Source organism: Ensifer adhaerens, from assembly GCF_020035535.1.
GTDB lineage: Bacteria > Pseudomonadota > Alphaproteobacteria > Rhizobiales > Rhizobiaceae > Ensifer.
Window position 1 is genome coordinate 1,296,011 of record NZ_CP083350.1, and the last position, 24,681, is coordinate 1,320,691.

Genomic DNA, 24,681 nt, shown 5'->3' on the forward strand with positions numbered 1-24,681 from the left:
GAGTTGGAATGCGCCGGGAGCCTTGGAGGGCGAGTTGCAAATCAACGTGACTGAACAGGCATGTCTGACGGTCGCCAGGGCGCGAAACAGCACGGGTTGCTGCCACCTACGACGGAGAAGTGCCGGGAACAACTTCGGGGGAAACGTGCCTCCCGTCGGATGATGGATACGAATTTTCGTCCGCAAACTTCGTCAGCGTACAGCGCCCTTCCTTGTTGATCATCATACGAGAAGAAGCGCGTTGTCCAGGATTATCATTTTGAGAAAATTCAGCGCTGCCAGGCGCGCAGAGGGTTGGCATGATCATTGCGACAACGCGGATGGACAAGATGGCTGCGAAAAAAACTGCTGGACCCCTGACACTTCAAAACGACGATTTGGACCTTGAAACCCGGATGGAACTATTCCGTCTCCAGGTCGAGATAAGGGTATGCGAAAAGAAGGCGAATGACCTGTTTTTCCAGAACCTCATCAAGGGAACAAGTCATCTTTCGCTTGGGCAAGAAGCGATAGCGGCGGGTGTCGCTACCGCAATGAGGCCGGGTGACAAATCATTTTGTACATACCGCGGTCATGCGCACACGCTGGCGCGCGGCGTGCCGATGGAGAAAGTGCTTGGCGAGTTGATGCTCCGCGACAATGGACTCATGCGGGGCAAAGGCGGGTCGATGCACCTGACCTCAGTTGAGCATGGGGTCATGGGGTCGTATGCAATCATCGGCGCGCATCTGCCGATCGCTTGTGGCGCGGCTTGGAGAGCCCAATACCTGGGCGACGATGATGTTTCGGTCTGCTTCTTTGGAGATGGCACCACCAATATCGGCGCGTTCCATGAAGCCCTAAATTTTGCCGCGATATGGAAGCTTCCTGTCGTGTTCATTTGTGAGAATAACCTCTATATGGAGTACACCCCGATCGCGGATGTCACGGCGGTTGAGTACCCGGCAGCCGACCGCGCATCAGCTTATGGTCTCGAGCGCATTATTGTCGACGGAAACGACGCGGACGCTGTCTTTAGAGTCGCGCAGTCCGCGTTCGACAAGGCGCGTGCGGGAGACGGTCCCTCGCTGATTGAGTGCCTTACCTATAGGCATTCCGGCCATTCTCGCGCAGATCCAGCAAAGTATCGGCCTGAAGGAGAGCTTGAGCAATGGCTGGAGCGAGATCCGATCAAAATTTACCGCGATCGTCTGCGCGAGTTTGGTGTTTCCGATCAACAACTTGAAGCGATTGAGGCAGAAGCGAAAAGGAAAGTCGAAGCCGCCACCGAAGTGTGCAAGGCATCTCCTCCTGCGCCAACTGAGCTTCTTACGGCAGACGTTTATGCAAATGGAGGATGGGAATGGCGGAACTAACGTATCGTGACGCTGTTGCGCGGGGCATCGCGCAAGAGATGGAAAGGGACCGCAACGTCGTCTTTCTCGGTGAAGATATCGCAAAAGCGGGGGGCGTATTCAAGGCGACGGTGGGTCTCTATGACAAGTTCGGCCCAACAAGGGTAAGGGACACGCCAATCTCAGAACAGGCAATCCTGGGTGCGGCGATGGGCGCCGCGATGACAGGATTGCGGCCAATAGCCGAGATCATGTTTGCCGACTTTGCAGCAGTTTGCTTTGACTATATTGCGAATGAGTTTCCAAAACTGCGCTACATGACGAACGGCCAGCTAGGGTGTCCGCTTGTCGTTCGAACAGGAAACGGCGGGGGGGCACGCTTCGGCGCGCAGCATTCGCAATCCATCGAAAATTGGACAATGATGATCCCCGGCCTGAAAGTTGTCGCCCCGTCATCGCCAATCGACGTAGTCGGACTACTGGCCGCCGCCGTACGTGACAATGATCCCGTGATATTTCACGAACATAAAGCCCTTTATGCGATAAAGGGCGAAGTTCCAGACGGTGAAATTCTCGACAAACTCGGAACTGCGAAGATCCTCAGATCTGGGCGTGACGCTACGATCCTCGCGCTAGGACTCATGGTTCACAGAGCGATGGAAGCTGCCGAACGCCTCGCAAGAGATCATGGTATCGATTGCGAAGTGATCGATGTCCGGTCGCTGGTTCCCCTTGACACGAACACGATTCTAAATTCGATCTCCAAGACCGGACGCCTCTTTACCGTCGAGGAAAACCCACGACTTTGTGGGTGGGGCGCCGAGATTGCATCTATCGCGGTAGACGAGGTGTTTTGGGATCTCGACGGCCCCATAGTCCGTATCACGACTCCCCACATCCCGTTGCCCGCGGCCGACCATCTTGAAGATCTTGCCCTTCCAAATGCGGACCGGATTGTCGAACGGATTTCGCGCGTCATGAATGGATCACGGCTATGACTAACGACGTTATCATGCCGCAGCTCGGGGAAACCGTTGCGGAAGGCAAGATCCTAACGTGGTTTAAATCCGAAGGTGAGCAGGTCGACGAGGGGGACGTTCTTTTCGAAATCGAAACCGATAAGGTAACGATGGAAGTACAGTCTGTCTCCGCTGGGAAGCTTGGTAAGATACTTGTTCAAGCTGGTGAAACCGCAAAAGTAGGAGCCGTGGTAGCGGTTTTGGGTTTAGACAACCTTCCTCAGTTGCCGGTATCCTCGCAGCAGGCCAGTGACGCTGACCGGGGCCGAGGGGACGCCATTTTGGCGGCGTTTCGCTCACCGTTCGAGGAAGTGTCCAGTCCCCTTGAGGACTTTGGATCATCGAAAGCAGCAAATGGAGTGAAGGCAACTCCACTAGCGAGGCGTTTGATAGCCCAAAACAGTTTGGACCTCGATACGTTGGCTAAGGCTGTAGCCGAACAGGGCCGAGGAAAAGTAACACGTAACGACGTAGCACAAGCATTGGCCAGCCGCGACGCTGTCGGGGCGCGTACCAACGACAAACCGGAGGCTGTTCAGAGCCCGGCGACGCAGCCAAAGGTGCCCAACTCGGCGGAAGGGCGGCCTCTTGTTCAATTGAACTCTATTAGAAAGCGGACCGGCGCACGACTTCAACAGAATTGGCAGACCATACCGCATGTCTTCCAGGCGATTGAAGTAGACTTCACGAGAGTGGACGCCGTTCGAGCCGCGCAAAAAGCGAACTTCAAGAAAGAGTTCGGGCATAATCTGACATTCCTGCCATTTATCGCTCGTGCAGTCTGCATCACCCTACGGGAATTTCCTTGGGTGAACGCGGAGTTTGTTGGAGATGCGCTCGCTCTAAATCAAGAGGTAAATCTTGGCATTGCGGTCGATCTGGGACATGACGGGCTTGTCGTACCAGTCGTTCGCGGCGCGGATGATTTAACGACTCCCGGTTTGGCAAAAGCGATCGGAAAGCAGATCGAAAAAGCTCGAGCCGGAAAGCTGACCACTGGCGATTTGTCGGGAGGAACCTACTCCATCTCGAACAACGGCGCATTCGGAACCAACTTCACCGCACCGATCATTAATGCACCGCAAGTCGCGATATTGTCGACAGACGCAATCAAAATGCGCCCCTCAGTTGTTGAAACCGAACAAGGGCCGCTCGTAGCGGCTCGCTTGTCGGGAATGATTGGTCAGAGTTTCGATCATCGGGCGTTCGATGGCGCATATTCCGCGGCATTCCTTTCGCGCTTTAAGACGATCATCGAAAGCCGCGACTGGGCCGCAGACTTTACCTGAATTTCAAGCTGGAGTTCCTTCTGATGAAATACAATCGCCCACACTCGACTGCTGCCTGGGGCCAAATTGCCAAGGACTGGGAGCAGGGCATTGACTACAGTCGTCTATCGAAAGAGCGTCTGGCACGCGCTCAGCAAGCGATTAAGCTTGCCGGCTTGGGGGCTGTGCTGTGCTTCAATTTCGATAATATTCGCTACGTCACCGCAACGCATATCGGCGAATGGGCTCGCGACAAATTCATGCGGTATGCGCTTTGCCCAGCAGAGGGCTCGCCGTTCCTTTGGGATCCCGCTCCACCGGCGAAACGCATATCGTCACCTTGGATAGCCGATAACGTGGCAGCGCCGATTACAACTATGCAGGGTGCGATCCCGCCTCATATGAACGTACAGAGGGAATTTGCGCGGCAGATCAAAAAGGCTCTTGTCCACTATGGCATCGCGAACGAGCCCTTGGGCATTGATGTGATGGAGCTCGGCATGCTGCGCGCGCTCGAAGCAGAGGGGATTGAGGTTGTTGATGGACAACAAGCTCTGCTTGATGCGCGCGAGATCAAAACCAACGACGAAATCGAACTCCTGAAAATGGCCGCCGCGATGGTGGACGCAACCTATGTGGACATCGCGCGCGCCATCCGCCCAGGTACGAAAGAGAACGAGTTAGTGGCCATCGCCAATGACCGTTTGTTCCGGATGGGTTCGGAACGAGTCGAGTGTGTAAATTCCGTTTCAGGCCAACGAGGTCGCCCACATTCGCATACCTTCTCCGATCGCATGATCCAACCCGGCGATATGCTCTTTCTAGATATTATGCATTCGTTCAACGGCTACCGTACGTGCTACTACCGAACCTTCATCTGCGGCGAGCCGAACAACGCTCAGATCGACGCTTATGAAACAGCATCGAAATGGATCAGCGCCTCTATTGATATGATCCGCCCCGGCGTCACCCCGGACGAAGTTGCTGCGGTTTGGCCTGATGCACAAGAGTTCGGCTACCGAGATGAGGCTGAAGCATTCCTGTTGCAGTATGGGCATGGCGTCGGCCTGTCGCTATGGGAAAGGCCAATCTTTTCGAAACGGTTCCGCGGACAGAACACCCCCCTCAAGGAGGGAATGGTTTTTGCCCTCGAAACATGGAAGGGCGCTGAAGATGGCAGCGGCGCAGCCCGTATTGAAGAGGAAGTGGTCGTAACCAAGGACGGCTGCGAAATTATTACCAATTTTCCGTCCGATCGACTCATTTCGTGCGGCTTGCCGGGCTGCGAAGTATTCTGATCCGATGGACCGAGAAGGAAGACGGAGGTGCTATTTTGACCGTGCAACACGATATCACTGCGGCGACAAAACGTATCCCCGTCACCTTGGTTACGGGATTTCTGGGAAGTGGAAAAACGACGCTCATCAACAAAGCGTTGCACGCACCGGAGATGTCCAAGGTTGTCGTAGTCATCAATGAATACGGTGAGGTCGGGCTTGATCACCAATTGGTGGCTTCCAGCGACGACCAAGTCCTGGTGCTGGAAAACGGTTGCTTGTGCTGCACAGTGCGAAGTGACCTCGTCGGAACGCTTAACGGTCTTTATCATGATCGGGCTTCAGGACGTATCCCTTGGTTCGACAGAGTTGTAATTGAAAGTTCTGGTCTTGCCGAGCCCGGGCCGATCCTTCAGGCGTTCTTGTCGGAGCCAACTCTTGATGGACTCTTTCGAGTTGCTTCCGTGGTCACATTAGTGGACGCGGTAAACTGGAAGGATACCTATGAAAGGCATGACGAAGCCGCGCGTCAGGTCGCGTTCGCGGACAAAATCATTATCACCAAAAAGGATCTAGTCGCGCAGCACTTCCGCAAGGAGGATCTCACGCGACAGCTGCGGAAGGTTAACGCCACAGCGGATATATCCTCCATCGCGTGGGAAACCACAAATATCGCAGAACTCCTATCTCAAGAAGGTTTTGATCCATTCAATCCCGACTCGGATCCGCGTCCTTGGCTTCAGATGCAGGATCACCTCGGACACGACCACCACCACGACCATGACCATGACCATGACCATGACCATGACCATGACCATGAGGAGCATTTTCACCTGCATGGAAAGGGCGTGGATAGCTTCGTTCTCCTTCGAGACATTCCCTTCTCCCGAGAAGAGCTCCAATTCTTGCTCGATACGATCACTCAGAACCTTGGGCCCGGGCTCTTGCGCGTAAAGGGCCTCGTGAACATAAGGGAGGAGCCTGGTCGGCCAGCCGTCATCCAAGGCGCGCAACATCTCCTGCATACCATGACGTGGCTCGATCATTGGCCGGACGGCGATCAACGCAGCCGTATTGTCTTCATTACGCAGGGCGTAGTCGGCACGGAGCTTCGGGAAATGGTAGAGACGATTGCTCGGATTAGCGAACGCACCTTTAAGGCGCGGGAGCGCGGCAGAACTCTTTCCTCTTAGGTGGTAACCGGCCCTTGTTATACAGTCGTTGTCCGGGGCCGACGAAATTATGATCGTAACGTGGGAATTCGAGGAGCAATGTGATGCGAATAGGATGGATCGGCCTGGGCAAACTCGGCTTACCAATGGCAAAACGGATTCGCGAAGCGGGTAATACCGTGGTCGTATACGCCCGCAATGCGGCCGGCTGTGAACGAGCAGCCCACCATGGATTTGATTCCGTGAAGGCCATCTCCGCATTATGTCGCGACGTCGAGATTGTTATCTCTTCGATCTATGACGATGATAGTTTGTACGACATAATCGCTTCTACGGGTGGGCTCGCGCAGTCTCTCTCAGCGGATCAAATCTTTATTGATACGAGTACAGTGTCGCCGCTAGCCTCGTCGGAAGTAGCAAAAACGCTTTCCGAGCGAAGCGTTCCGTATTTACGGCTCCCAGTATCCGGTTCCGTCGCAACGGCGGAACGGGGCGAACTGACTGCGATTGGCTCCGGTCCCCAGGCTGCCTTCGACCGAGTGCGTCCCCTCATATCCTCGTTCGCCAGCCGTATATTCTATCTGGGCCCGGAAGAAGAAGCGCGCTACATGAAGTTGTCGCTGAACGCGATGGTTGGGGCCATGGCTCCGCTCCTGGGCGAAGCGCTTAAGTTGTCCGTTGAGGGAGGCGTCACCCTCGCTACCGCGCTTGAGGTTTTCTCGCATAGTGCCGTTTCAACTCCTCTCTTAAACTATAAGAGGTCCATGATCCTAGCGGACAACTATGAACCTGCGTTTAGTCTCGCGGGAATGCTGAAGGATCTCGACATAATCGCCTTAGCCGCTCGTGAGCAAAAGAATTCAGCGCCAATTTTGGCAGCAATTCGCGAGCAATATGCGAAGGCCGTCGATGGTGGAGACGGAGAGAAGGACTTTTTCGTAATCCTTAAACGGACGCTGGATCCGTCGGCGAACTGAACCGAGGTTTAGAAGGGATGCGCGCCCATGCGTCCTCTACTCTGGCGTCAAAACCGCGACAAAAAAGGTGGTGGATCGGTTGCCTTTGCGCGGCTAAGCGCGCGGCAGCAGTAACCGGTCTCGACATATAGGGTACAGTGATAGCGCAGACAGTGTTTGATAGCTCGTAAGCGCCTTCACGATAGTCTGAGACCCGCCGGCGGCTGACTTCCAGTCGGTCGGCGCGGGTGCGCGAAGACTGCACAAGCTTCAGCCGCGCAAGGTAATGCTCGTTTGACTCAATTTACACGACACTACCCCAACGAAGAAGTCAGCTGAGCCGTTTACGAAACGCCGCGTGAAATAACTCGGTTATTCGGCAGAAACCCCGGCTCGTGGGACCCTGCGCAGAATGGCGACAGGCAGATGCTTGTTCCCGACGCACAGTCTGACACAAAAGCTGACGGCGTCGTTTTGCTTAAGTTGTGGAGATTTACAAGAACGCCTTTCTTCATTTTTAAGTTGCGCGATGATGTCGCTTATGGAGGACTGTTGATGATCGATTTCAATAAGCTTTCGCGCCCTAAGACGACTTCTGCGCCGCTAGACCCTTTGGAGATTTTCGCGAAAACTCCCAACCTTAGCAATGCTCCGAACGATCTTTGGAAAGGACAGGCAGAGGCGCTTACGCGTTGGCATGCGAACCGCGATCAGGATGATAACGCAATCCTTCTCAACACTGGTGCGGGGAAGTCCATCGTTGGCGTTTTGATTGCACAGAGCCTCGTCAATGAGCAAATAGGTCCTATTGTCTTCGCGTGCAGTACGATTGACCTGGTAGAGCAAACCGCGCGCGAGTGTCAGCGCCTCGGCATTCCTTTTACAACGCGGACGTCGGGTGAGTTCTCAGACGACAAGTTTGAGACGGGTAAGGCTTTTTGCATAACAACCTATCAAGCGCTCTTCGTCGCAAACACGACGTTCACAAAGGGAAAGACACCTGCCGGGGTCATATTCGACGATGCTCATGTGGCGGAACGAATGATCCGAGATGCTTTTACCCTCTCGATCTCGAAGGAAAGCTACCCAACTCTGTATGCAGATGTCCTCGCCTTGGTCCGGCCGGAGTTTGAGAAACTGAACAAAGGGGCTCATTTAAACTCCGTGTTGGAGCAACATGGAATGCATGCGGTTACGATGTGCCCTCCGGCGACAGCGGCGCGATGCCAAGGTCAAGTCCTAGAGGCAATTAAACGCGTAAAGGACTGGAATAAACCCGGGAGCGATCTGCTGTACCCAGCACTACGGCTCTGGGATAATATTGGCAACTGCGCGATTTATGTGTCGTCGAACGCGATCGAAATCACGCCCCCCTTTATTCCAACCGGCGTCTACGGCTTCCTTGGAAAGGGTATTCGCCGCGTCTACTTGTCTGCTACTCTGGAGTTTGAGACTGATTTCGTGCGCGGGTTTGGCCGTCGGATCTTGAATCAGATCGCTCCCGACAATGATGCGGGTAATGGAGAACGGTTGATCTTGCTGAGTAGCCTCTTCAAGTCCAAATCGGATCCAAAAGACATCGCGGCAGAGGTGATGAAGTCAAACAAGCTTCTAATTTCTGTGCCGTCTTACCCAAGAGCGCAAACTTGGAAAAACGTGGGCACGCCTCCGAGTAGGGCAAGTTTTTCCTCAGAACTTCAGGCATTCCGAAATGCGTCATCCGGGGCATTCATCCTGGTGTCGCGTATCGACGGTATCGATCTTCCGCAAAACACATGCCGCGTCATGCTTATCGATGGGGCGCCATCCGGCACGAGTTTGATGGATCAGTACCTATTTCAGCATCTTTCGTTAAGCAATCTGTTCTCGACAAAGATGGCGGGGCGGATCACGCAGCTATTGGGCCGAATTAATCGAGGCAGAAGTGACTACGGGGCCTTCATTATTCATGGCTCGGACTTGAACGTTTGGCTGAAGACGGAGCGAAACGTCGCGCTGCTGCCGCCGCTAATTCGAAAGCAGGTAATTCTTGGCCAAACAGTCCAAGAAGGGATGGGTGAAGGCGGGGCTTCCGATATTGCTGCTCTTATATCCCAGGTGATCTCTCGCGATCCAGGTTGGCTCCAATTTTATCGCGATACGGTCGACGGTCTAGAGGTCTCACCGGATGCGCTGAACAAGGTGAAGGAGCGCGAAGCCCAACTTGCCACCTCCGCGGTCGCCGAATGCGAGTTTATGACCCGAATGTGGCAGGGCGATATCGATGGTGCACGCGCAGCTTTGCTGGAGATCCTCGATGCCACGGCTCTTGCAGACGCAAGACTTGCGGGGTGGTATTCTGTCTGGTTGGGCGCTGCCTATGAAAACGAGGGTGACAACGAGACCAGCCTTGCGCACTACAAGAAGGCTCGGTCGCGATTGTCGGCATGGTTGAATGTTCCATTTAGAGGAGAGATCGACGCAAAGGTCGAGGCCGAGGGTGCCAGAACTCCATTGCAACGAACTCTCTTGACCACCAACCATCATGGCCCACAGGCGGTCGGCGACCTGGTTTGGAAGCTCAAAAACCAAGCCAAGATACTCCTGGAAGCGAACGCATCATCCGGAGCGAAGGAAGAGGCCGTGCGACTGTTCGGCGAACTCCTTGGCTTCGAAGCGTCGCGCCCAGACAACGAGTATGGTCTCGGACCTGACGTGACCTGGATCGATCCAGAGACCAAGGCCGGAGCCGCGTTCGAACTTAAAACACAAAAGAACAGCCCGGCGGAATACACCAAGCAGGAGGTCGGCCAAGCCCATAACCATATTCAGTGGTTGGCGGATAACGAGGGTGAGGTCAGTTGGGAAGGACTGCTTCTCGTCGGGCCGCCTGGCGTATGTAAGGCGGAAGCGAGCCCCTCGGACCACCTCTACCTCGTTGAAACTCAAGCCCTCGCGGCGCGTTTCTTGGAGTTTACGGCAAAAGTCGACGACACGAGGGGGCGGACCGCGATTGAACGATGGACAATTCTCAACGAAATTGGCGGGCTCTCTGAATGGCAGACCTCTGGGTGGTTCCGAGCGCTTGCGAAGACGAAGCTCAAAAGTTTGAAGAAGTGACAGCGTCGCTACTGCCCATACGTCATGATACGCTGGTTCGGCAATCGCCTCCCAGCGTATCATGACGTTGGGAGGCGGCTTTCGCCCCACACGAAGGGGGCATCATGCGTGGGTCCGGACGAGCGCGCTCCGACAACCGTTTCCTACGCCAGTAGTCGGACAGTCCTGGCGCTCCTCAAACTATACGACTATCGCGGGAGCAGTAGGTGGCCTTATACCAGTTGGCGTATGTCAGCTTCCGCTGTCTTCATCAACGCGTCCACCGCGCTAATCCCCATCGCAATGGACACGTCAATACGGGTTTCCAGGTCTACATAGTATCCGAGGGTGGCCCTGAAGCCGTAAGCGTCCGGTGAGCGGATTTTGCTGAACGAGCCAGTTAGGCGATGTTCTGGCATTAGAACCAGCATTAGTGCTGACACTAATTCCAGATCTGAGAGGTTGGCATGGCTCGCATGGAGATCATTTCCGGCGTTGAGCGTAGGCGGCGATGGTCGAAAGAAGCTAAGCTGGAGATATTGGCAGAAGCCGACCGGCCTGGCGTCCGCATTGGTGATGTAGCTCGTCGCCATGACATCTATCCGGCTCAGATCCGTTTATGGCGGCAGACACTTAGCCACTTCGAGGCGTCAACCTCGTTTCTTCCGGTACAGCTCGTCGACGAAGTAGGCCTCGGGCAGCCGCCTGTAGCTTCGCCGACGCCAGTGTTTATCGAGATCTCGCTCCGAAACGGGCGGGGTTTGAAAGTTCCAGCAGACATCGAGCGAAAGACGCTGGCATCGTTGATCGCCTGTGTGGAGGCAGCATGATCGGGCCATCGGGGAATGTGCGGGTCTATTTGGCCTGTGGGGTGACCGACATGCGTCGTGGGATTGATGGTCTCTCGGCGCTGGCCGAGACCGTCATAAAGGAAGCGCCAGGGTCCGGCGCCATCTTCGGGTTCCGCGGCAAGCGCGCGGATCGGATCAAGCTTTTATGGTGGGATGGCCAGGGGTTCTGCCTATTCTACAAGGTTCTGGAGCGCGGATATTTTCCTTGGCCGACGGCGAAGGATGGCGTGGCGCACCTGACACAGGCCCAACTTTCCATGCTTATCGAGGGGATCGACTGGCGTCGACCGGCGTGGACTTCCGCTCCCGGCCGAACGGGGTAAACACCTTATTTTACAAGGGAATCCAGGCAAAGATGCTAGCGCTTGAGGCGCAAATCGGCTACGTTTTTGGGCATGAAAACAACGCCGCTGGACAGTCAGGACGAGCTTGCTGCTTTGCGGGTGCTCGTCGCTGAACAGGCGGCGAAACTCAGCGAGCAAGAAGCGGAGGTCGGCAAACGCGACTCCATTATCAGCCTTCTGCGCGCGCAACTGGAACTGCTCCGCCATCGGCAGCATGGCCCTTCTTCGGAAAAGATCGATCGGAAGATCGAGCAATTTGAGCTGATGTTGGAGGAGATCGAGGCCTCTCGCGCGGAGGCCGAGATGCGCTCCGGGAAAGCCCCCTTGCCGGAGTTGGATGACGCACCTGGTAAGCCGAAGCGCAGACCTCTGCCGGATGGCCTGGCAACCGAAGAGCTGGTCTATGCGGCCCCCTGCCGTTGCCCGACCTGTGGTGGCAGGTCTTTCCTGAAGGCGGCGGACAAGGTGGTCCAGGTGATGGAGCACGTACCGGCGTCAGTGAAGATTGTCCGCCACGTCGAAAAGCGCATGATCTGCAAGGACTGCGATACGACGGTATCCGGCGAAATGCCGACCTTGCCGATCGAGCGAGGCAAACCCGGACCGGGCTTGCTCGCCCATATCATGGTCGCCAAATTCGACGACCACATTCCGCTCTATCGTCTATCCGAGATGTACGACCGGCTGGGGATAGACATCTCCCGGTCCGTGATGGCGGACTGGATGGGCCGTGTGTCCGTTCTGCTTTCGCCCCTCATTTTGCTGATCAGAGCCCATATCGCCGCGGTCGATCGAATACATACGGACGATACCCCGGTTGATGTTCTCGATCCTGGGCGAGGAAAGACAAAAACCGGTAGGGTCTGGGTCTATGTCTTCGATGGCAGTGGCTATCAAGATCCAACTCCCAGAGCCACTGCTTATTATTATAGCCCCGACCGCAAGGGCGCACATCCCGCAGACCACCTCGCTGACTTCAGCGGCGTGATGCATGCGGATGGCTATGGTGGCTATAAGAAGCTTTACGGCAATCAGATCATCGAGGCCGCGTGCATGGCGCATGTGCGCCGCAAGTTCCATGACGTGATCAAACTCAAGCCATCACCGATCGCCGGGGAGGCGCTGACGCACATCGGCGCGCTCTACGATATCGAGGATCGTATCCACGGCATTCCGGCTGATGAGCGACGCGCACTGCGCCAGGAACATGCCAGGCCCATCCTGAGGGACTTGAAGGTGTGGATCGAGGATACGCTTCCGACGTTGCCGCAGAAACAGAAGCTGGCGGAAGCGATGCGATACGCACTCTCGCGATGGGACGCATTGAGCGTTTACATCGACGACGGCCGTGTCGAAATCGACAACAATATAGCCGAACGTGCGATGCGCCCCCTCGGGATTGGCCGTAAGAACTGGCTCTTCGCCGGCTCGGACAAGGGCGGAGAGCGCATCGCCAATATCCTGACCATCATCGAAACGGCCAAACTGCATGGCCACAATCCCGAAATCTACCTCACGGACGTCCTAACCCGGATCAAGGATTACCCAATAGACAGGCTGGAAGATCTGTTGCCATGGAATATGCTCCCAGCAGGTTCCGCACTGCAGAAGGCTGTATGATGGCTCGTTCGATGCACATTTATACGATCGAAAACGTCGCCGCCATGATCGGCGAAAACCTGGAACTGCTCAGAGAAATCTCCGCCAACTCGGACAATATCGACTACGGCGAAATGGTGCACGTCCACGACCGAAGAGGGCACAACCGGCTTCACGGACCGAGGCGTCGAATGCATCGAGGAGTTCCTAGCGGATATCCGGACATGGCACGGAGGAGTTCGCCAGTTTTTGGTCGATGAACAATGCGACCCTGAAACGATCGAGCGCATAATGACCGACGAGCTAAAGCGCGCGCCCTAACTCTGCGCCTCGAGCACGGCAAAAAATGCATTCGCCGGACGCTCACCTGAAGCCGTCGGGGTAGGTAATTACAACCGGCTGCCCGTTGTGCGTGACATCGATTTTGACCTGGTTGGGAGTCCTAGGTTCAGTGAAGGCCGACACGAGGTAGTCGAGGTTCTTGTGGCTGAACTTAGTAGTTTTGAAAATTGTGGCGTTTGCCGACGGCATTTAACTGTATCCTTCAAATTGAAAAGTTTCTTGAAACGATCACACAGGTAGCAAAAGCAAAACGTCTTTGACTAGACTTCGCACCGCGGTGGTCCAAAGTCCTCCAGTGTTTTTAGTCGAGCCGTTTCAGTGCTACCTATCCGTGTCTGAGGCTATAGCCGTTGGCCGATAGTTTAGGGGATTTCCAACCGGATGTTCCAGTGCGAACGACGGTGTAGGTTCTCATGCGTACCGAGGACGCGGGCCTGCTCTGGTAACCCCTGGATTCTGCGCCCTATAACGCGACAGATCGTAGATTCTCAATTTGATAATAAAGATAATTCCTCTCCGAGCGAACCCCTGCGATTTTACTTTAAACAATTACTCCACCAGCATAAGGCGACGCAAAATGTCATCAGGTAACAGCGCAGGAATCTTTTCGAGCTTCAAACTGGGCGGTTTGGATCTGCCTAGTCGGATTGTAATGGCCCCAATGACGCGGAGCCGCGCCGGAGACAATGAAGTACCTCTCGAGATTGCGGCCACCTACTACGAGCAGCGAGCGAGCGCTGGCCTGATTATCAGCGAAGGAACTCAGATTTCGCGCCAAGGGCTCGGCTATCCAGGTACGCCCGGAATCCATTCCGACGAACAGGTTGCAGGTTGGCAAAAAGTGACTTCACGCGTTCATGACGCTGGGGGGCGCATTTTCGCGCAGCTCTGGCATGTCGGTCGAATTTCTCACCCGTCGCTGCAGCCGGACAATGGTCTTCCGGTCGGTCCATCGGCTATCCAGCCGGCTGGAGAGATCTTCACATTCTCGGGGATGCAGCCATTTGTAACGCCACGTGCACTCGAGCTCAGCGAGATCAAGGAAATCATTGACCAGTACAAAGCCGCGGCCGAAAACGCTAAGCGCGCTGGGTTTGATGGCGTAGAACTGCATGGTGCCAATGGCTACCTCATCGATCAGTTCATTAGGGACAAGACCAACCGCCGCACCGACGCTTATGGTGGCACCGCGCTCAACCGGGTTAGGTTGCTCCTGGAGGCAACTGACGCTTTGATTGATGTGTGGGGTGCCGAGCGGGTAGGTGTACGACTGTCTCCTACAAATCCCTTCAACGATATTGCCGATAGCCATCCGGCAGACACTTTCGCGGTCGCCGTTCGAGAACTAGCCAGCCGTTCGTTGGCGTATCTTCATGTCGTCGAGCCTCAGCAAGGGCATACTGTCGAAAAAGGCGAGTGGCCAGATATCAAGTATTTCCGCCGGTTGTGGGATGGAGTCTTGATGGCCAATGGCGGCTATACGTTGGAAAGGGCCAACCAAGTCGTTAACGACAATGCTGCGGACCTCATTTCCTTTGGCGCGCCGTTCCTCGCAAATCCTGACCTTCCATATCGCTTCAAAGTTGGCGCGGCGCTCAATGCTCCGGATCAAGCGACGTTCTACACGGGTGGAGAGAAGGGCTATATCGACTATCCTACGCTTCATGAGGCCAGTGCATAGAGGTTTTAAACATGACCCGAGAAAAAACTACGATCCCACAAGGTGAGTATCTTATCAAAGGCGGCGCGATCATTTCCGTCGATCCCAAGATCGGAACTCTGGCGGAGGGGGATGTTCTTATTCACGGGGGCGAGATTATCGACGTCGGTCAAGGACTGACGTCGGAAACCGCCGAGGTGATTGACGCATCAGGTATGATTGTTATGCCCGGAATGGTAGATACGCACTACCATATGTGGAGTACAGTTGGTCGAAATTTCCTCTGTGACAACGGGTTTGAGTATTATCAAGCAAAGTGGGCGACAGCGGGACACTATCAGCCAGAGGACTATTACAATAGTGTGCTTTTAGGTTTAGCTGAGCTTGCCGATAATGGTGTGACGACCGTCAATAATTGGTCGCATAACAACAGGTCTCCGGCTCACGTAGATGCTGAGCTTAGGGCCCATCGACACTCATACCTGCGCGCGCGCTATTCGTTTGGGCATATCGACCAACTTCCTGTCGATGTTGTCAATGACTTTGCAGATTTAGACCGCGTTCGAAACGAGTGGTTTAGCGACAGTTCAACGTTCGATGGACTCGTGCATTTGGGCGTCAACCTGCGGGGAATGTTGCAAAGTGACCCTGAGGTTTTCCACTCGGAGATGGAAAGGATTCTGCCTATGCAGCTTCCAATCTCAGTCCATGCGAGTCAGGGAAAGCCAAACGTCGACGATGCGGCCGACTACGAAAAGAGAGGCTACCTTGGCCCGGATTTTCTTTTCTGCCACTATATCGCGGCCACTGATAGCGATCGTGAAGCGCTCGCTAGGACGAAAACGCCACTTAGCTTCGCGACGCATTCTGAAATGCGGCTTGGCGATTACGGCGATCCTCGATCGGCCCTCCTCAAAGCACTTGGCGCTGGCGTTCTCATCACGCTCTCCTCGGACGCAAGTTCCTTGGCACCCCCAAACATGTTTGAAAACATGAGGTTCACGTGGAATTCTACGATCCCTTGGAAGGAAACGGACACGGAGAACGCACAGCCCCTCGGATTCTATGAAACCATCAAAATGGCCACAATCAATGGGGCGATCGCGCTGGGGCTGGGGGATAAGATCGGGTCGATCACGCCAGGGAAACGGGCGGATATTATATTGATCCGCACTACCGATCTAAATATCGCACCAGTTGGAAACATCGAAACTTCGATTGTCCAGTCCGCAACACCGGCGAACGTTGACACGGTACTCGTCGACGGCCGGATCATCAAACGTCATGGAAAACTTCTGACATTTGACATTCCTGCTGTCGTGGCAGGAGCGGGTGAATCCGCGTTCCGTATCCGGAAGGCAGCAGGAGGGGTTCTGAAGCCTCGTTTTGGGCGCCTCGGAAATCCGGTTTGTTGCTAAGAGTGCGTTATTTTTGGTGAAATAGCGTTTCGCCGCAACGGCGAAACGCACTAAACTATCGAAATCAAGAGCCGTAAACGGCCTGAGGGAACCATGGTAGCCATGTTTGAACCGCGCGTCGGCGGTCGAGCAGAGGCATACGCGACACCAGCAGCAAGCTCGCCTATCATGCGAGCTTCCGGTGTCTCGAAGTCTTTTGGTCGACACATTGCCCTACAGAACGTCAACTTAGATATCCATGCTGGTGAAGTCCATTTCGTGATGGGCGAGAATGGCGCTGGAAAGTCGACGCTGATGAACATCCTCAGCGGTGCGTTACGCGCGGATGCTGGGTCTATATTACTTGACGGGGTCGAGGTCTCCTTCTCAGGGCCGTCAACGGCCAAGGCCGCCGGGATCGCGGTGATCCATCAAGAACTTGCACTTGTTCCGCACCTTAACGTTATCGAAAACGTGATGCTAGGACGCGAAATTCGGGGAGTAGTTCCAGGACTGATTAGTCGCAAGCGCGAGTTTGAAGCGGCACAAGGGATACTTCAACGACTTGGGTTTTCGGATGATCTTCGAACGCCAGTCCACCGCCTGTCAACCGGCAAGCAGCAGCTGATAGAAATCGCAAAGGCGCTTTCACAGAGCGCCCGTATCCTGATCATGGACGAGCCAACAGCGTCAATTGCTGAGAATGATTGCGAGAACCTCTATTCCATCATCGCAGACCTCAAGCGCTCGGGAGTCGGCATCGTCTATATTTCTCATCGTATGAAGGAAGTGGATCGATTGGCTGACCGCGTCAGCATCTTGCGTGATGGACAGTTAGTGGGTTCGTCGCTTCGGGCTGAAACGACACAGGATTTGATCATTCAACAAATGATCGGCCGAAACGCCGAGGCAGTGTTCACCCGTTCCGCTTTCTCGGCGCGCGGAGATACACTCGTCAAGTTGGAACAAGTTTGCTCATCGGCCGGTCTGAAAAATGTCTCCTTGGAAGTAAGCAGAGGGGAAATTGTGGGGCTAGCTGGACTAATGGGTTCCGGCAGAACCGAAGTCGCCCGAGCTATCTTTGGTGCAGACAAAATCACCTCCGGCTCCCTTTGGTTCAAGGGGGAAGCCAGCGATCCAACGCCGCGAATGTCGGTCAAAAAGGGCATTGCATTTGTTCCAGAGGATCGCAAGGGACAGGGACTCGCGACAGAGCGGACGATTGGAGAGAATTTGGTCCTACCGTCTCTCTGGAAATTGTTTCCCTCGGGCGTCATCGTTCACAAATGTTGCAGAGAATTGGCGAAGGAGATCTTCGATAAGCTCCAGATCTCAGCCAGGGGGCCGTCGCAACTTGCGCGCAAACTGAGTGGCGGCAATCAGCAGAAGGTTGTTCTTGGTAAGTGGTTGCCACTGGATTGCGACCTTTTCCTCATCGACGAACCGACCCGCGGAATCGACATCGGTGCAAAAGGCGAAATCCTGAAAATCCTCGAGCATCTCGTCACTGAAGGGAAGGGAGTGCTGCTGATATCTTCCGAGCTCCCGGAGCTCATCAGCGCTTGCGATCGCGTTTACGTCATGCGGGACCATTCCGTAGCCGGCTGCCTATCGGGGAACCAGATAACGGAAGCCGAGATCATGAGGTTAACAGTCTGATGAGTAGAATGATGCTTCAAAACGTACAAGGGGCCTCGTGGCGGCTTCGACGTCTTGCCAGCGGACGCGCTGCAGGTGCACTCGTGGTACTGCTTATACTTATTCCGCTATTTTCCACTGTCACCGAACACTTTCTGACTTATCAGAACGTGATCAATATTGGGTTGCAGAGCTCAATACTTTTGATTGTGGCCTTGCCCGTGACGCTTGTGATTTTGACGGAAGGCTTGGATCTTTCGCCTGGTTCCGTCGTAAGTCTCTGCAGCGTCGTGTTGGCACTTCTCTTGGTTTCCGGGTACTCGTTGGGCGTGGCCAGTGTGCTGGCCATCTGCGTTGGCTTTCTCTTCGGTTGCGCAAACGGTTTTTTGATAGCAGGCTTGGGAATGCCACCTTTCGTGGTGACGCTGGGTGTCTCAGGCATCGCGTATGGCATCGCGCTCGTCGTAACGGGGGGGAACGCGGTTTCCAATCTGGGCGAAGAATTGTCAGCGTTCAGCTCGTTTGAAATCGCCGGCGTACCTTTGTTGATTTATGTCGCGCTGGGAAGCTACCTCGCTGTGCATACGGTCCTGTACTGGACGCCTTTTGGCCGTTATGTTTTTGCGGTTGGCGGGAATTCCCATGCGCTTCGTTTGGCCGGCGTCAATGTTTTTCGGGTCCATGTAGCTGTATACGCGGTGCTGGGAGCGGCATGTGGTCTGGCGGCTCTATGCCTAATCGGCCGAACGAACGCGGCGCATCCGTCAATTGCATTGGGAACCGAGTTTGACGCTATCGCAGCTGTCGTACTCGGCGGGACCACCTTCGAACGTGGAAACGGTTCGCTGCCGGGCACCGTGCTAGGTGTAATCGTGATAGGTGTTCTCCGCAACGGTCTTAACCTTCTGGCAATTGATACGTCGGTGCAGGTCATCGCGATCGGCGCGCTTGTGCTCATCGTACAGATTTTCGATCGCTTTTTCCGAAACGAGGGCGAGCAATGATTACCCAGGACATCAAAAAAGAACCACAGCGCTTTTCGGTTACACCTGAGCACATCAGCCCGGAAGTGTACGCGTCAATAGCCAGGATCGGCCTCGTTCTTATCATCTTTTTCGCAGTCTCGTTGACCAATCCGAATTTCTTTAGTTGGTTCAATGTACTGAGTATCTTGCGCCAATCCAGCTTTTTGTTCGTCCTGGCATCCGGAGCCACATTGGTTTTGATTGCCGGGGGTATCGACCTCTCCGTCGGCGCGACCGTGAGCTTGTCGGCTGCCGTCTGTGCCATGGTTCTCCAATCTACGGGTTCCACAGTTCTGGGGATTGGCTCGGCCATCGCAGTTGGGCTGGCTGTTGGGATTGTAAACGGCCTCCTCATCGCGATCCTGCGTCTACGGCCATTTTTGGTCACATACGGGATGCTGTGGGTGGTATCTGGTACCGGCCTTTGGCTGATGGCGGGAACTCCCATAACCGGTTTCCCAGCGGCTTTTCGGAGCGTCGGAAGCGGGTTCATCCTCGGAGTGCCAGTAACAATCATCGTTATGATTGCCATTATTTTGATTGGCTCTCCAGCGTTGCGTAGTACCACGTTCGGCACACAGCTGTACATGATGGGATCGAACAAAACCGCAGCGACCCTGTCAGGCGTTCCGGTGGTTCGGAACCTGCTGATTTCCTACATTCTGAGCGGTGTGGGCGCGGCTGCCGCCGCCATCATATTGCTTGGGCGGGTGAATTCTGCCGACCCAGGTATGGGCGACTCTTACCTCTTGCCTTGCATGGCAGCGATCCTGATCGGTGGAACATCCTTGTTTGGTGGCGTCGGGACACTTTTGGGCACCGCACTGGGCGCCATCATTTTAACCACGGTATTGGCGGCGATGAATATGCTCCTCATCCCGTCGCAGTGGCAACCATTGGTGACCGGTGTAGCGCTGATCTTCGCCGTACTTGTCGATGCGTTAATGAAGCAACTTCGACAGCAATAAGTCGCACGAAATCCGATCGATAGTCGATCGGCACAAGGGAGGAAAATATGAAAACTGCGGTACTTGCGGCATGCTTGGTCTTGGCGGCTACATCAGTTTGGGCCCAAGATTCGAATGAGATCGCCGTATTCACAAAGAACAAGGTTGACCCGTTCTTCGAAGAAGCACGATACGGGGCCGAAACCAACGCCACTGCATTGGGCCTGAAGGCGGTCCAGTATGCACCGACGCAACCGAACAATTTCCAAGAACAGATATCCGAGGTGGAAGATGCAATCGTTCGGAAGCCTAGGGGGATGCTCTTCGTCCCAGTTGATACACAAGGGCTGAAGCCTTCGGTCGCCAAGGTAAAGAAAAGCGGCATTCCTATCGTGAACTTCATTGATAAGGGAGTCGGCGATTACGATGGTTTCGTGGTTTACGACGATCGCAAGCTTGGGCGAGATGTTACCGAGGTCATGGCCAAAGCTATGAACGGCAAGGGTAACGTGATCATCATCGAAGGCATCAAAGGATCTCCGACGAGCGATAATCGCACCGCTGGCGCACTTGAGGCACTGAAGAACTACCCCGATATCAAGGTTCTCGCAATTCAGCCGGCGAACTATCAGCGCGGCCAGGCACTGCAGGTCACTGAAAATCTCCTTCAGCAGTTTCCCGACATCAATGGAGTCGTCGGGGACTCCGATAATATGGCTCTTGCTGCACTCGAGGCATTCGCTTCAGCGGGAAGACCGCAACCATTTGTGGTGAGCATGGATGGTACTGTTGACGGCGTTAACTCAGTGCGGGACGGCGGCTTGCTCGCTGTAACGGAGTTCTCGGGCTTCACGATGGGCTGCATCGGCGTCGAGATGCTTGATAAGCTGAGCAAGGGGGAAAAGGTGAAGAACGATATCACCCTCGAAGCGCCAGTGATCACCAAAGCGAATGCGGACGGTTTTGGTCAGCCGCTTAAGGAACGCAAATGCAAAACCATTGCGGACCTCGGCTACTAAAATGAGAAGGCTCTGGCGCGCCCGGACTAGTCGGCGCGCCAGAGTTTAGTTAATCAGTCCGTCTGCTCTCCGAGACCGCGAATGCGGCTGGTTTCCGTGGGTTTGAGGCAATATGTCCAGGCAACTCAGTTCTGAAGTAATTGTTGTAGGCTCCGGCGCCGGCGCATCTGCGGTCGCGGGCGAACTAGCCGCGGCGGGCGTTGACGTACTCGTTCTTGAGGCTGGCTCCAAGAGATTCGATCCCGCTGGAGCGCATATACGTAATGTTTTTACATCTGAGGATGACCTGTCTCGAGTCGCAGATGTCATTTACGACGAGATATTGACCTATCCAAGTTACGCGAAGCATCCGATCGGTACGCTTTTCGACCTGAAGGTGGCCCACATACTTGGTGGCATGTTCTCGCTTTGGATGGGTAATTGCCCGGTCCCGGACCCGAAGGAACTGCCCGAGTGGCTTCCATTCGCAGAGTGGGCGCCCTATTTTGATCGTGCGCATCGACTCATGCTTATCGATGAGACTGGCGGCGGCGGAAGTGCGATGTTCGCATCCCTTCTCAGCCGTGTTGAAGCCGCATTGGGAGAGCGCCAAGCAGAAAGAAAAATTCGCCCCATGCCGTTGGCTGCGCAGCGAAATGGAACTGCGCTCAAGTTCACGTCGGCAAACGAGCTCTTTTTTCGCGGTAACGAACCACGCGCCAACCTTCGAATTCTGACCGACCATATCGTTCAAGAAGTACTTGTAGATGGCGCAAGAGCGATCGGAGTGAAAGCTACGAACAGGGAGGCTCCTGCAAGCTCAATGGACCTAAGGGCGGACGTCGTTGTCGTCTGCGGTGGCACTGTCGGTTCCGCAAAGATTCTTGCCGGATCGCGCCTAGAGACGAGCGAGGCGCTTGGCCGATACATTCACGAGCATGCCTGCATCGGTTCGCGCGTCACGCTGAATTCAGAGCTCCGGCAATTGGTTCACGACGACGAGCCGATCTACTCGATCTGGGTGCCATATTCTTCGACCCATCCCTGGCAGAATGAATTGTGCCGGTTCACTCTCAGTTCGGACGGTACTCGTCTCGCTCAGGGGGTGAGAGAGGTCGACACGTCCGACATATTTACTTTCGTTCCGATTGATGTCTCAAGAGAAAATCGATTCGTGTTCGATGAGACAAATTTGGATCCGTTTGGCTTGCCAAATGTATCTGCTGACTTCCGTTTGTCGGTTTGTGATCACAGGCGTATCAGCGCAGCACTAGGCGAACATTTCCTCATAGCCGCCGAAGTGGGGGATTTGGACAGGGGCTGGCAACCCTTTCTCTATCCCGGCGGCGGATCCACCCATTTCATGGGTTCGTGCAGGATGGGGGAGAAAGACGACGGGACTTCAGTCGTCGATCGGTTTGGAAAATTGTGGGGCTACGAAGGAATCTTTGTTGCCGACAACTCCGTGTTGGGAACCTCGAATGCTGGAAATCCAACATTTACCACAGTAGCGCAGGCGCTGCGTACGGCAGACAGAATTCTCGGCAGAATTTAGCCGTCCACCGGGAAGGACGTCGGGCTTGGAGGTCTAGTCCGGACGCGTATGCAGTGCAGATCGGGGAACGATATGTTGAAAGATCACTATGATTACATCATCGTCGGAGCTGGGGCCGCTGGATGCGTTCTTGCCAGCCGTCTGAGTGAAGACGAGGGAGCCCAGGTTCTCTTGGTAGAGCAGGGGGCGAGTTCAAACTCATTGCTAGTCAATATGCCGGCTGCGGTGGGAGCTGCGATAAACACCGGACGGTTCAGTCAGGTTTTCGATGACGAAGATGCTGGGGGCGGGAGTGGCTTGAGCCAAATTCAAGGTCGTACGCTCGGGGGCTCCACGGCCATCAACGGGATGATGTACGTTAGGGGGAACCCGGCGGACTACGATGAGTGGGCTCTAGCGGGATGCGAAGGTTGGGCCTATCGCGATGTTCTGCCCTATTTCCTCAAAGCTGAAGGGCATTGTTCCAGGGAAGGACAATTCCACAGCCAGGATGGGCCTTTAGGTGTGTCGTCGCCAAATAGAGTTGCGCTCTCTCCCACGCAAACTGGGTTTTTGCAGGCCGCGACGGACGCAGGCTACATGACAACGGACGATTTTAACGGAGCTCGACAGGAAGGTTTTGGCCTTTATGATCGAACAACGAGCAAGGGGGTACGCTCAAGCGCATATCGCGCATACATTGTTAAAAGTGAGCCCAGAGAAAACATCACCGTCGCCGCATCCTGCAAAGTAACCCGCATCGAAATCGACAACGAACGGGCTCAAGGTATCAGAGTTCGCAATGGCATGACGGAACGATCTATTCGGGCCGGCGAAGTTATAATCTGCGCTGGGGCATACCAATCCCCTCAATTGCTTATGCTATCGGGAATTGGCGACAAAACGAAGCTCGAACCGCTGGGAGTCCGCGTCGTGGTAGATGCGCCTGGTGTAGGGGCGAATTTACAGAACCATCCGGATATTACCGTCCAGTATCGCACGCCGAGTAATGCGCTTTTCGGTGCCGATCGTTTCCCAAGAAAGCAATTAATCGGTCTGCAGTGGCTGTTGAGCGGAACAGGAGTTGGTGCCAGTAATCTTTACGAGGTTGGTGGCTTTGTTCGAAGCCGCGTTGAGTGCGCTAATCCGGATTTACAATTGACCTTGTTCGATCTGGCGTTGGAACCGGGAACCATGATGTCGCGCCCGTACCCCGGTTTCCAGATTCATATCACCCTCGTCAAGCCCGAAAGCCGCGGCGAGGTGGCGCTCCGATCGGTGTCGCCTGACGACCCGCCAATTATCAGGCTGAACTACCTATCGTCCTCCCAAGACTTGGCAGCTTTACGATCCGGTCTGAATGTTGTGCGGGGTATTGCCGCGCAACGAGCGTTCAACGGTATTGAAACATATCCGGGGCCCTTCATTCAGAGCAATACTGAAATCGACGATTGGATCCGAACCAAGCTAGCGAGCTTCTTCCACCCTGTTGGAACGTGCCGGATGGGAAGGGCTGGCGACATTATGACTGTTGTCGATCCCAAATTGAGGGTTTACGGCGTGTCGAATTTACGGGTGGTGGATGCTTCCGTGATGCCCACAATACCTGCAGGTAACACCTACGCTCCGACGGTAATGGTTGCAGAGAAGGCGGCAGATATTATCAAGGAAAAGTAGCGGTCGGACCGTCGACCACTAACGGACTGGTGCCAACGGGTGATCCAACAGTTCCGAAGTTATCTTATTGGATTATCAGAATGAGAATTCTCGCCCTTGAACGGTATCGGCGAAGTGAAAAAACTTTATCTGTTTCGCGCCAAGTCACTCCTTAGTGGTGTGGACGGACACTTTTCTATGGGAGGGAAAAATGAATATACTTGAATACAGCGTGTTGTGGTCGATGGCCGCCTTGTTCGCAATATCTGCTAGCTTGAATCTTACCGGTCCCAACTTCGTCAAAGAGGAGTTTGAGAACTGGAATTATCCGTTTTGGTTGAGATACGCAGTTGGCGCATGCGAAATAGCAGCAGCCATCGCATTCCTCGTGCCTGGATGGAGCGGCTATGGCGCTCTCGTAGCGCTTACCATTTTAACCGGTGTTCTGTTCTCATTGTTTAAAACGAGTGAATGGCTCCGTATGATGCTGCCCGCACTCATGTTCGCCATCAGCATCGGCGTACTTCTCCAGAATTGGAACGGCACTTGAGCATTTCGATCAATGTCGATGGCATCTAGACAAAGG

General features: G+C 54.6%; 20 protein-coding genes and 1 pseudogene. 20 read left to right on the top strand and 1 reads right to left on the bottom strand.

Annotated elements, in window-relative coordinates; translation table 11 throughout:
* Positions 1-299 precede the first annotated feature (299 nt).
* The 7 genes from LAC81_RS26260 (at position 300) to LAC81_RS26290 (ending at position 10,125) form a co-directional block, all read left to right on the top strand.
* Entirely contained in the window at positions 300-1,355 is a 1,056-nt protein-coding gene (locus LAC81_RS26260) for a thiamine pyrophosphate-dependent dehydrogenase E1 component subunit alpha (RefSeq protein ID WP_223730057.1), read from the top strand.
* Positions 1,343-2,332, top strand: coding sequence for an alpha-ketoacid dehydrogenase subunit beta (locus tag LAC81_RS26265; RefSeq protein WP_223730058.1), 990 nt, complete (start codon positions 1,343-1,345; stop codon positions 2,330-2,332). The genes LAC81_RS26260 and LAC81_RS26265 overlap by 13 nt, the downstream gene beginning before the upstream one ends.
* Positions 2,329-3,642 carry a dihydrolipoamide acetyltransferase family protein gene (locus LAC81_RS26270; protein WP_223730059.1) on the top strand — a complete coding sequence of 438 codons (1,314 nt, stop codon included), beginning with the start codon at positions 2,329-2,331 and terminating at the stop codon, positions 3,640-3,642. The genes LAC81_RS26265 and LAC81_RS26270 overlap by 4 nt, the downstream gene beginning before the upstream one ends.
* A gap of 23 nt (positions 3,643-3,665) precedes the next feature.
* Positions 3,666-4,919 (top strand): M24 family metallopeptidase, encoded by a 1,254-nt coding sequence (locus LAC81_RS26275; protein WP_223730060.1) that lies wholly within the window; start codon positions 3,666-3,668, stop codon positions 4,917-4,919.
* 41 nt (positions 4,920-4,960) lie between these two features.
* Positions 4,961-6,091, top strand: a complete 1,131-nt coding sequence (locus tag LAC81_RS26280) for a CobW family GTP-binding protein (protein ID WP_223730331.1) — start codon at positions 4,961-4,963, stop codon at positions 6,089-6,091.
* An 83-nt stretch (positions 6,092-6,174) separates the two neighbouring features.
* Entirely contained in the window at positions 6,175-7,047 is an 873-nt protein-coding gene (locus LAC81_RS26285; RefSeq protein WP_223730061.1) for an NAD(P)-dependent oxidoreductase, read from the top strand.
* A 534-nt stretch (positions 7,048-7,581) separates the two neighbouring features.
* Entirely contained in the window at positions 7,582-10,125 is a 2,544-nt protein-coding gene (locus tag LAC81_RS26290; protein WP_223730062.1) for a DEAD/DEAH box helicase family protein, read from the top strand.
* Positions 10,126-10,337: 212 nt separating this feature from the next.
* Here LAC81_RS26290 and LAC81_RS26295 read toward each other — a convergent pair whose 3' ends face one another.
* Positions 10,338-10,697 (bottom strand): hypothetical protein, encoded by a 360-nt coding sequence (locus tag LAC81_RS26295; RefSeq protein ID WP_223730447.1) that lies wholly within the window; start codon positions 10,695-10,697, stop codon positions 10,338-10,340.
* On the opposite strand from LAC81_RS26295, the gene tnpA reads away from it, so the two are divergent.
* The 13 genes and pseudogenes from tnpA (at position 10,581) to LAC81_RS26360 (ending at position 24,645) form a co-directional block, all read left to right on the top strand.
* Positions 10,581-10,934 carry an IS66-like element accessory protein TnpA gene (gene tnpA / locus LAC81_RS38575; protein ID WP_223730332.1) on the top strand — a complete coding sequence of 118 codons (354 nt, stop codon included), beginning with the start codon at positions 10,581-10,583 and terminating at the stop codon, positions 10,932-10,934. The genes LAC81_RS26295 and tnpA overlap by 117 nt on opposite strands.
* Positions 10,931-11,278 carry an IS66 family insertion sequence element accessory protein TnpB gene (tnpB, locus tag LAC81_RS26305; protein ID WP_223728248.1) on the top strand — a complete coding sequence of 116 codons (348 nt, stop codon included), beginning with the start codon at positions 10,931-10,933 and terminating at the stop codon, positions 11,276-11,278. The genes tnpA and tnpB overlap by 4 nt, the downstream gene beginning before the upstream one ends.
* A gap of 72 nt (positions 11,279-11,350) precedes the next feature.
* Positions 11,351-12,919, top strand: a complete 1,569-nt coding sequence (tnpC, locus tag LAC81_RS26310; protein WP_223728247.1) for an IS66 family transposase — start codon at positions 11,351-11,353, stop codon at positions 12,917-12,919.
* Positions 12,919-13,219, top strand: a pseudogene (locus tag LAC81_RS38580) (hypothetical protein). Before tnpC ends, LAC81_RS38580 begins: the two are co-directional and overlap by 1 nt.
* 598 nt (positions 13,220-13,817) lie before the next feature.
* Positions 13,818-14,921 (top strand): alkene reductase, encoded by a 1,104-nt coding sequence (locus LAC81_RS26320; RefSeq protein ID WP_223730063.1) that lies wholly within the window; start codon positions 13,818-13,820, stop codon positions 14,919-14,921.
* 11 nt (positions 14,922-14,932) lie between these two features.
* Positions 14,933-16,318, top strand: a complete 1,386-nt coding sequence (locus LAC81_RS26325) for an amidohydrolase family protein (protein WP_223730064.1) — start codon at positions 14,933-14,935, stop codon at positions 16,316-16,318.
* 93 nt (positions 16,319-16,411) lie between these two features.
* Complete coding sequence (locus LAC81_RS26330; protein ID WP_223730065.1) at positions 16,412-17,956, top strand: sugar ABC transporter ATP-binding protein; 1,545 nt, start codon at positions 16,412-16,414, stop codon at positions 17,954-17,956.
* A gap of 11 nt (positions 17,957-17,967) precedes the next feature.
* The gene (locus LAC81_RS26335) at positions 17,968-18,939 is read left to right on the top strand and encodes an ABC transporter permease (protein WP_223730066.1); all 972 of its coding nucleotides are present in this window, start codon (positions 17,968-17,970) and stop codon (positions 18,937-18,939) included.
* The gene (locus LAC81_RS26340) at positions 18,936-19,928 is read left to right on the top strand and encodes an ABC transporter permease (RefSeq protein ID WP_223730067.1); all 993 of its coding nucleotides are present in this window, start codon (positions 18,936-18,938) and stop codon (positions 19,926-19,928) included. The genes LAC81_RS26335 and LAC81_RS26340 overlap by 4 nt, the downstream gene beginning before the upstream one ends.
* A 47-nt stretch (positions 19,929-19,975) precedes the next feature.
* Entirely contained in the window at positions 19,976-20,926 is a 951-nt protein-coding gene (locus LAC81_RS26345; RefSeq protein ID WP_223730068.1) for a sugar ABC transporter substrate-binding protein, read from the top strand.
* Positions 20,927-21,038: 112 nt separating this feature from the next.
* Positions 21,039-22,460: a GMC oxidoreductase gene (locus tag LAC81_RS26350; RefSeq protein WP_223730069.1), complete on the top strand. Its 1,422-nt coding sequence runs from the start codon at positions 21,039-21,041 to the stop codon at positions 22,458-22,460.
* Positions 22,461-22,532: 72 nt separating this feature from the next.
* The gene (locus LAC81_RS26355) at positions 22,533-24,116 is read left to right on the top strand and encodes a GMC family oxidoreductase (RefSeq protein WP_223730070.1); all 1,584 of its coding nucleotides are present in this window, start codon (positions 22,533-22,535) and stop codon (positions 24,114-24,116) included.
* 190 nt (positions 24,117-24,306) lie between these two features.
* Positions 24,307-24,645 carry a DoxX family protein gene (locus tag LAC81_RS26360; RefSeq protein WP_223730071.1) on the top strand — a complete coding sequence of 113 codons (339 nt, stop codon included), beginning with the start codon at positions 24,307-24,309 and terminating at the stop codon, positions 24,643-24,645.
* Positions 24,646-24,681: the final 36 nt, after the last annotated feature.

Excerpts from the sequence above, each read along its gene's own strand:
- LAC81_RS26270 (WP_223730059.1), top strand. The coding sequence starts at position 2,329 with ATGACTAACGACGTTATCATGCCGCAGCTCGGGGAAACCGTTGCGGAA.
- LAC81_RS26350 (WP_223730069.1), top strand. The coding sequence starts at position 21,039 with ATGTCCAGGCAACTCAGTTCTGAAGTAATTGTTGTAGGCTCCGGCGCC.
- tnpC (WP_223728247.1), top strand. The coding sequence starts at position 11,351 with ATGAAAACAACGCCGCTGGACAGTCAGGACGAGCTTGCTGCTTTGCGG.
- LAC81_RS26275 (WP_223730060.1), top strand. The coding sequence starts at position 3,666 with ATGAAATACAATCGCCCACACTCGACTGCTGCCTGGGGCCAAATTGCC.
- LAC81_RS26355 (WP_223730070.1), top strand. The coding sequence starts at position 22,533 with ATGTTGAAAGATCACTATGATTACATCATCGTCGGAGCTGGGGCCGCT.
- LAC81_RS26295 (WP_223730447.1), bottom strand. The coding sequence starts at position 10,697 with ATGGCGACGAGCTACATCACCAATGCGGACGCCAGGCCGGTCGGCTTC.
- LAC81_RS26360 (WP_223730071.1), top strand. The coding sequence starts at position 24,307 with ATGAATATACTTGAATACAGCGTGTTGTGGTCGATGGCCGCCTTGTTC.
- LAC81_RS26335 (WP_223730066.1), top strand. The coding sequence starts at position 17,968 with ATGCTTCAAAACGTACAAGGGGCCTCGTGGCGGCTTCGACGTCTTGCC.
- tnpB (WP_223728248.1), top strand. The coding sequence starts at position 10,931 with ATGATCGGGCCATCGGGGAATGTGCGGGTCTATTTGGCCTGTGGGGTG.
- LAC81_RS26265 (WP_223730058.1), top strand. The coding sequence starts at position 1,343 with ATGGCGGAACTAACGTATCGTGACGCTGTTGCGCGGGGCATCGCGCAA.
- LAC81_RS26260 (WP_223730057.1), top strand. The coding sequence starts at position 300 with ATGATCATTGCGACAACGCGGATGGACAAGATGGCTGCGAAAAAAACT.
- LAC81_RS26285 (WP_223730061.1), top strand. The coding sequence starts at position 6,175 with ATGCGAATAGGATGGATCGGCCTGGGCAAACTCGGCTTACCAATGGCA.
- LAC81_RS26330 (WP_223730065.1), top strand. The coding sequence starts at position 16,412 with ATGGTAGCCATGTTTGAACCGCGCGTCGGCGGTCGAGCAGAGGCATAC.
- tnpA (WP_223730332.1), top strand. The coding sequence starts at position 10,581 with ATGGAGATCATTTCCGGCGTTGAGCGTAGGCGGCGATGGTCGAAAGAA.
- LAC81_RS26290 (WP_223730062.1), top strand. The coding sequence starts at position 7,582 with ATGATCGATTTCAATAAGCTTTCGCGCCCTAAGACGACTTCTGCGCCG.
- LAC81_RS26340 (WP_223730067.1), top strand. The coding sequence starts at position 18,936 with ATGATTACCCAGGACATCAAAAAAGAACCACAGCGCTTTTCGGTTACA.
- LAC81_RS26325 (WP_223730064.1), top strand. The coding sequence starts at position 14,933 with ATGACCCGAGAAAAAACTACGATCCCACAAGGTGAGTATCTTATCAAA.
- LAC81_RS26345 (WP_223730068.1), top strand. The coding sequence starts at position 19,976 with ATGAAAACTGCGGTACTTGCGGCATGCTTGGTCTTGGCGGCTACATCA.
- LAC81_RS26320 (WP_223730063.1), top strand. The coding sequence starts at position 13,818 with ATGTCATCAGGTAACAGCGCAGGAATCTTTTCGAGCTTCAAACTGGGC.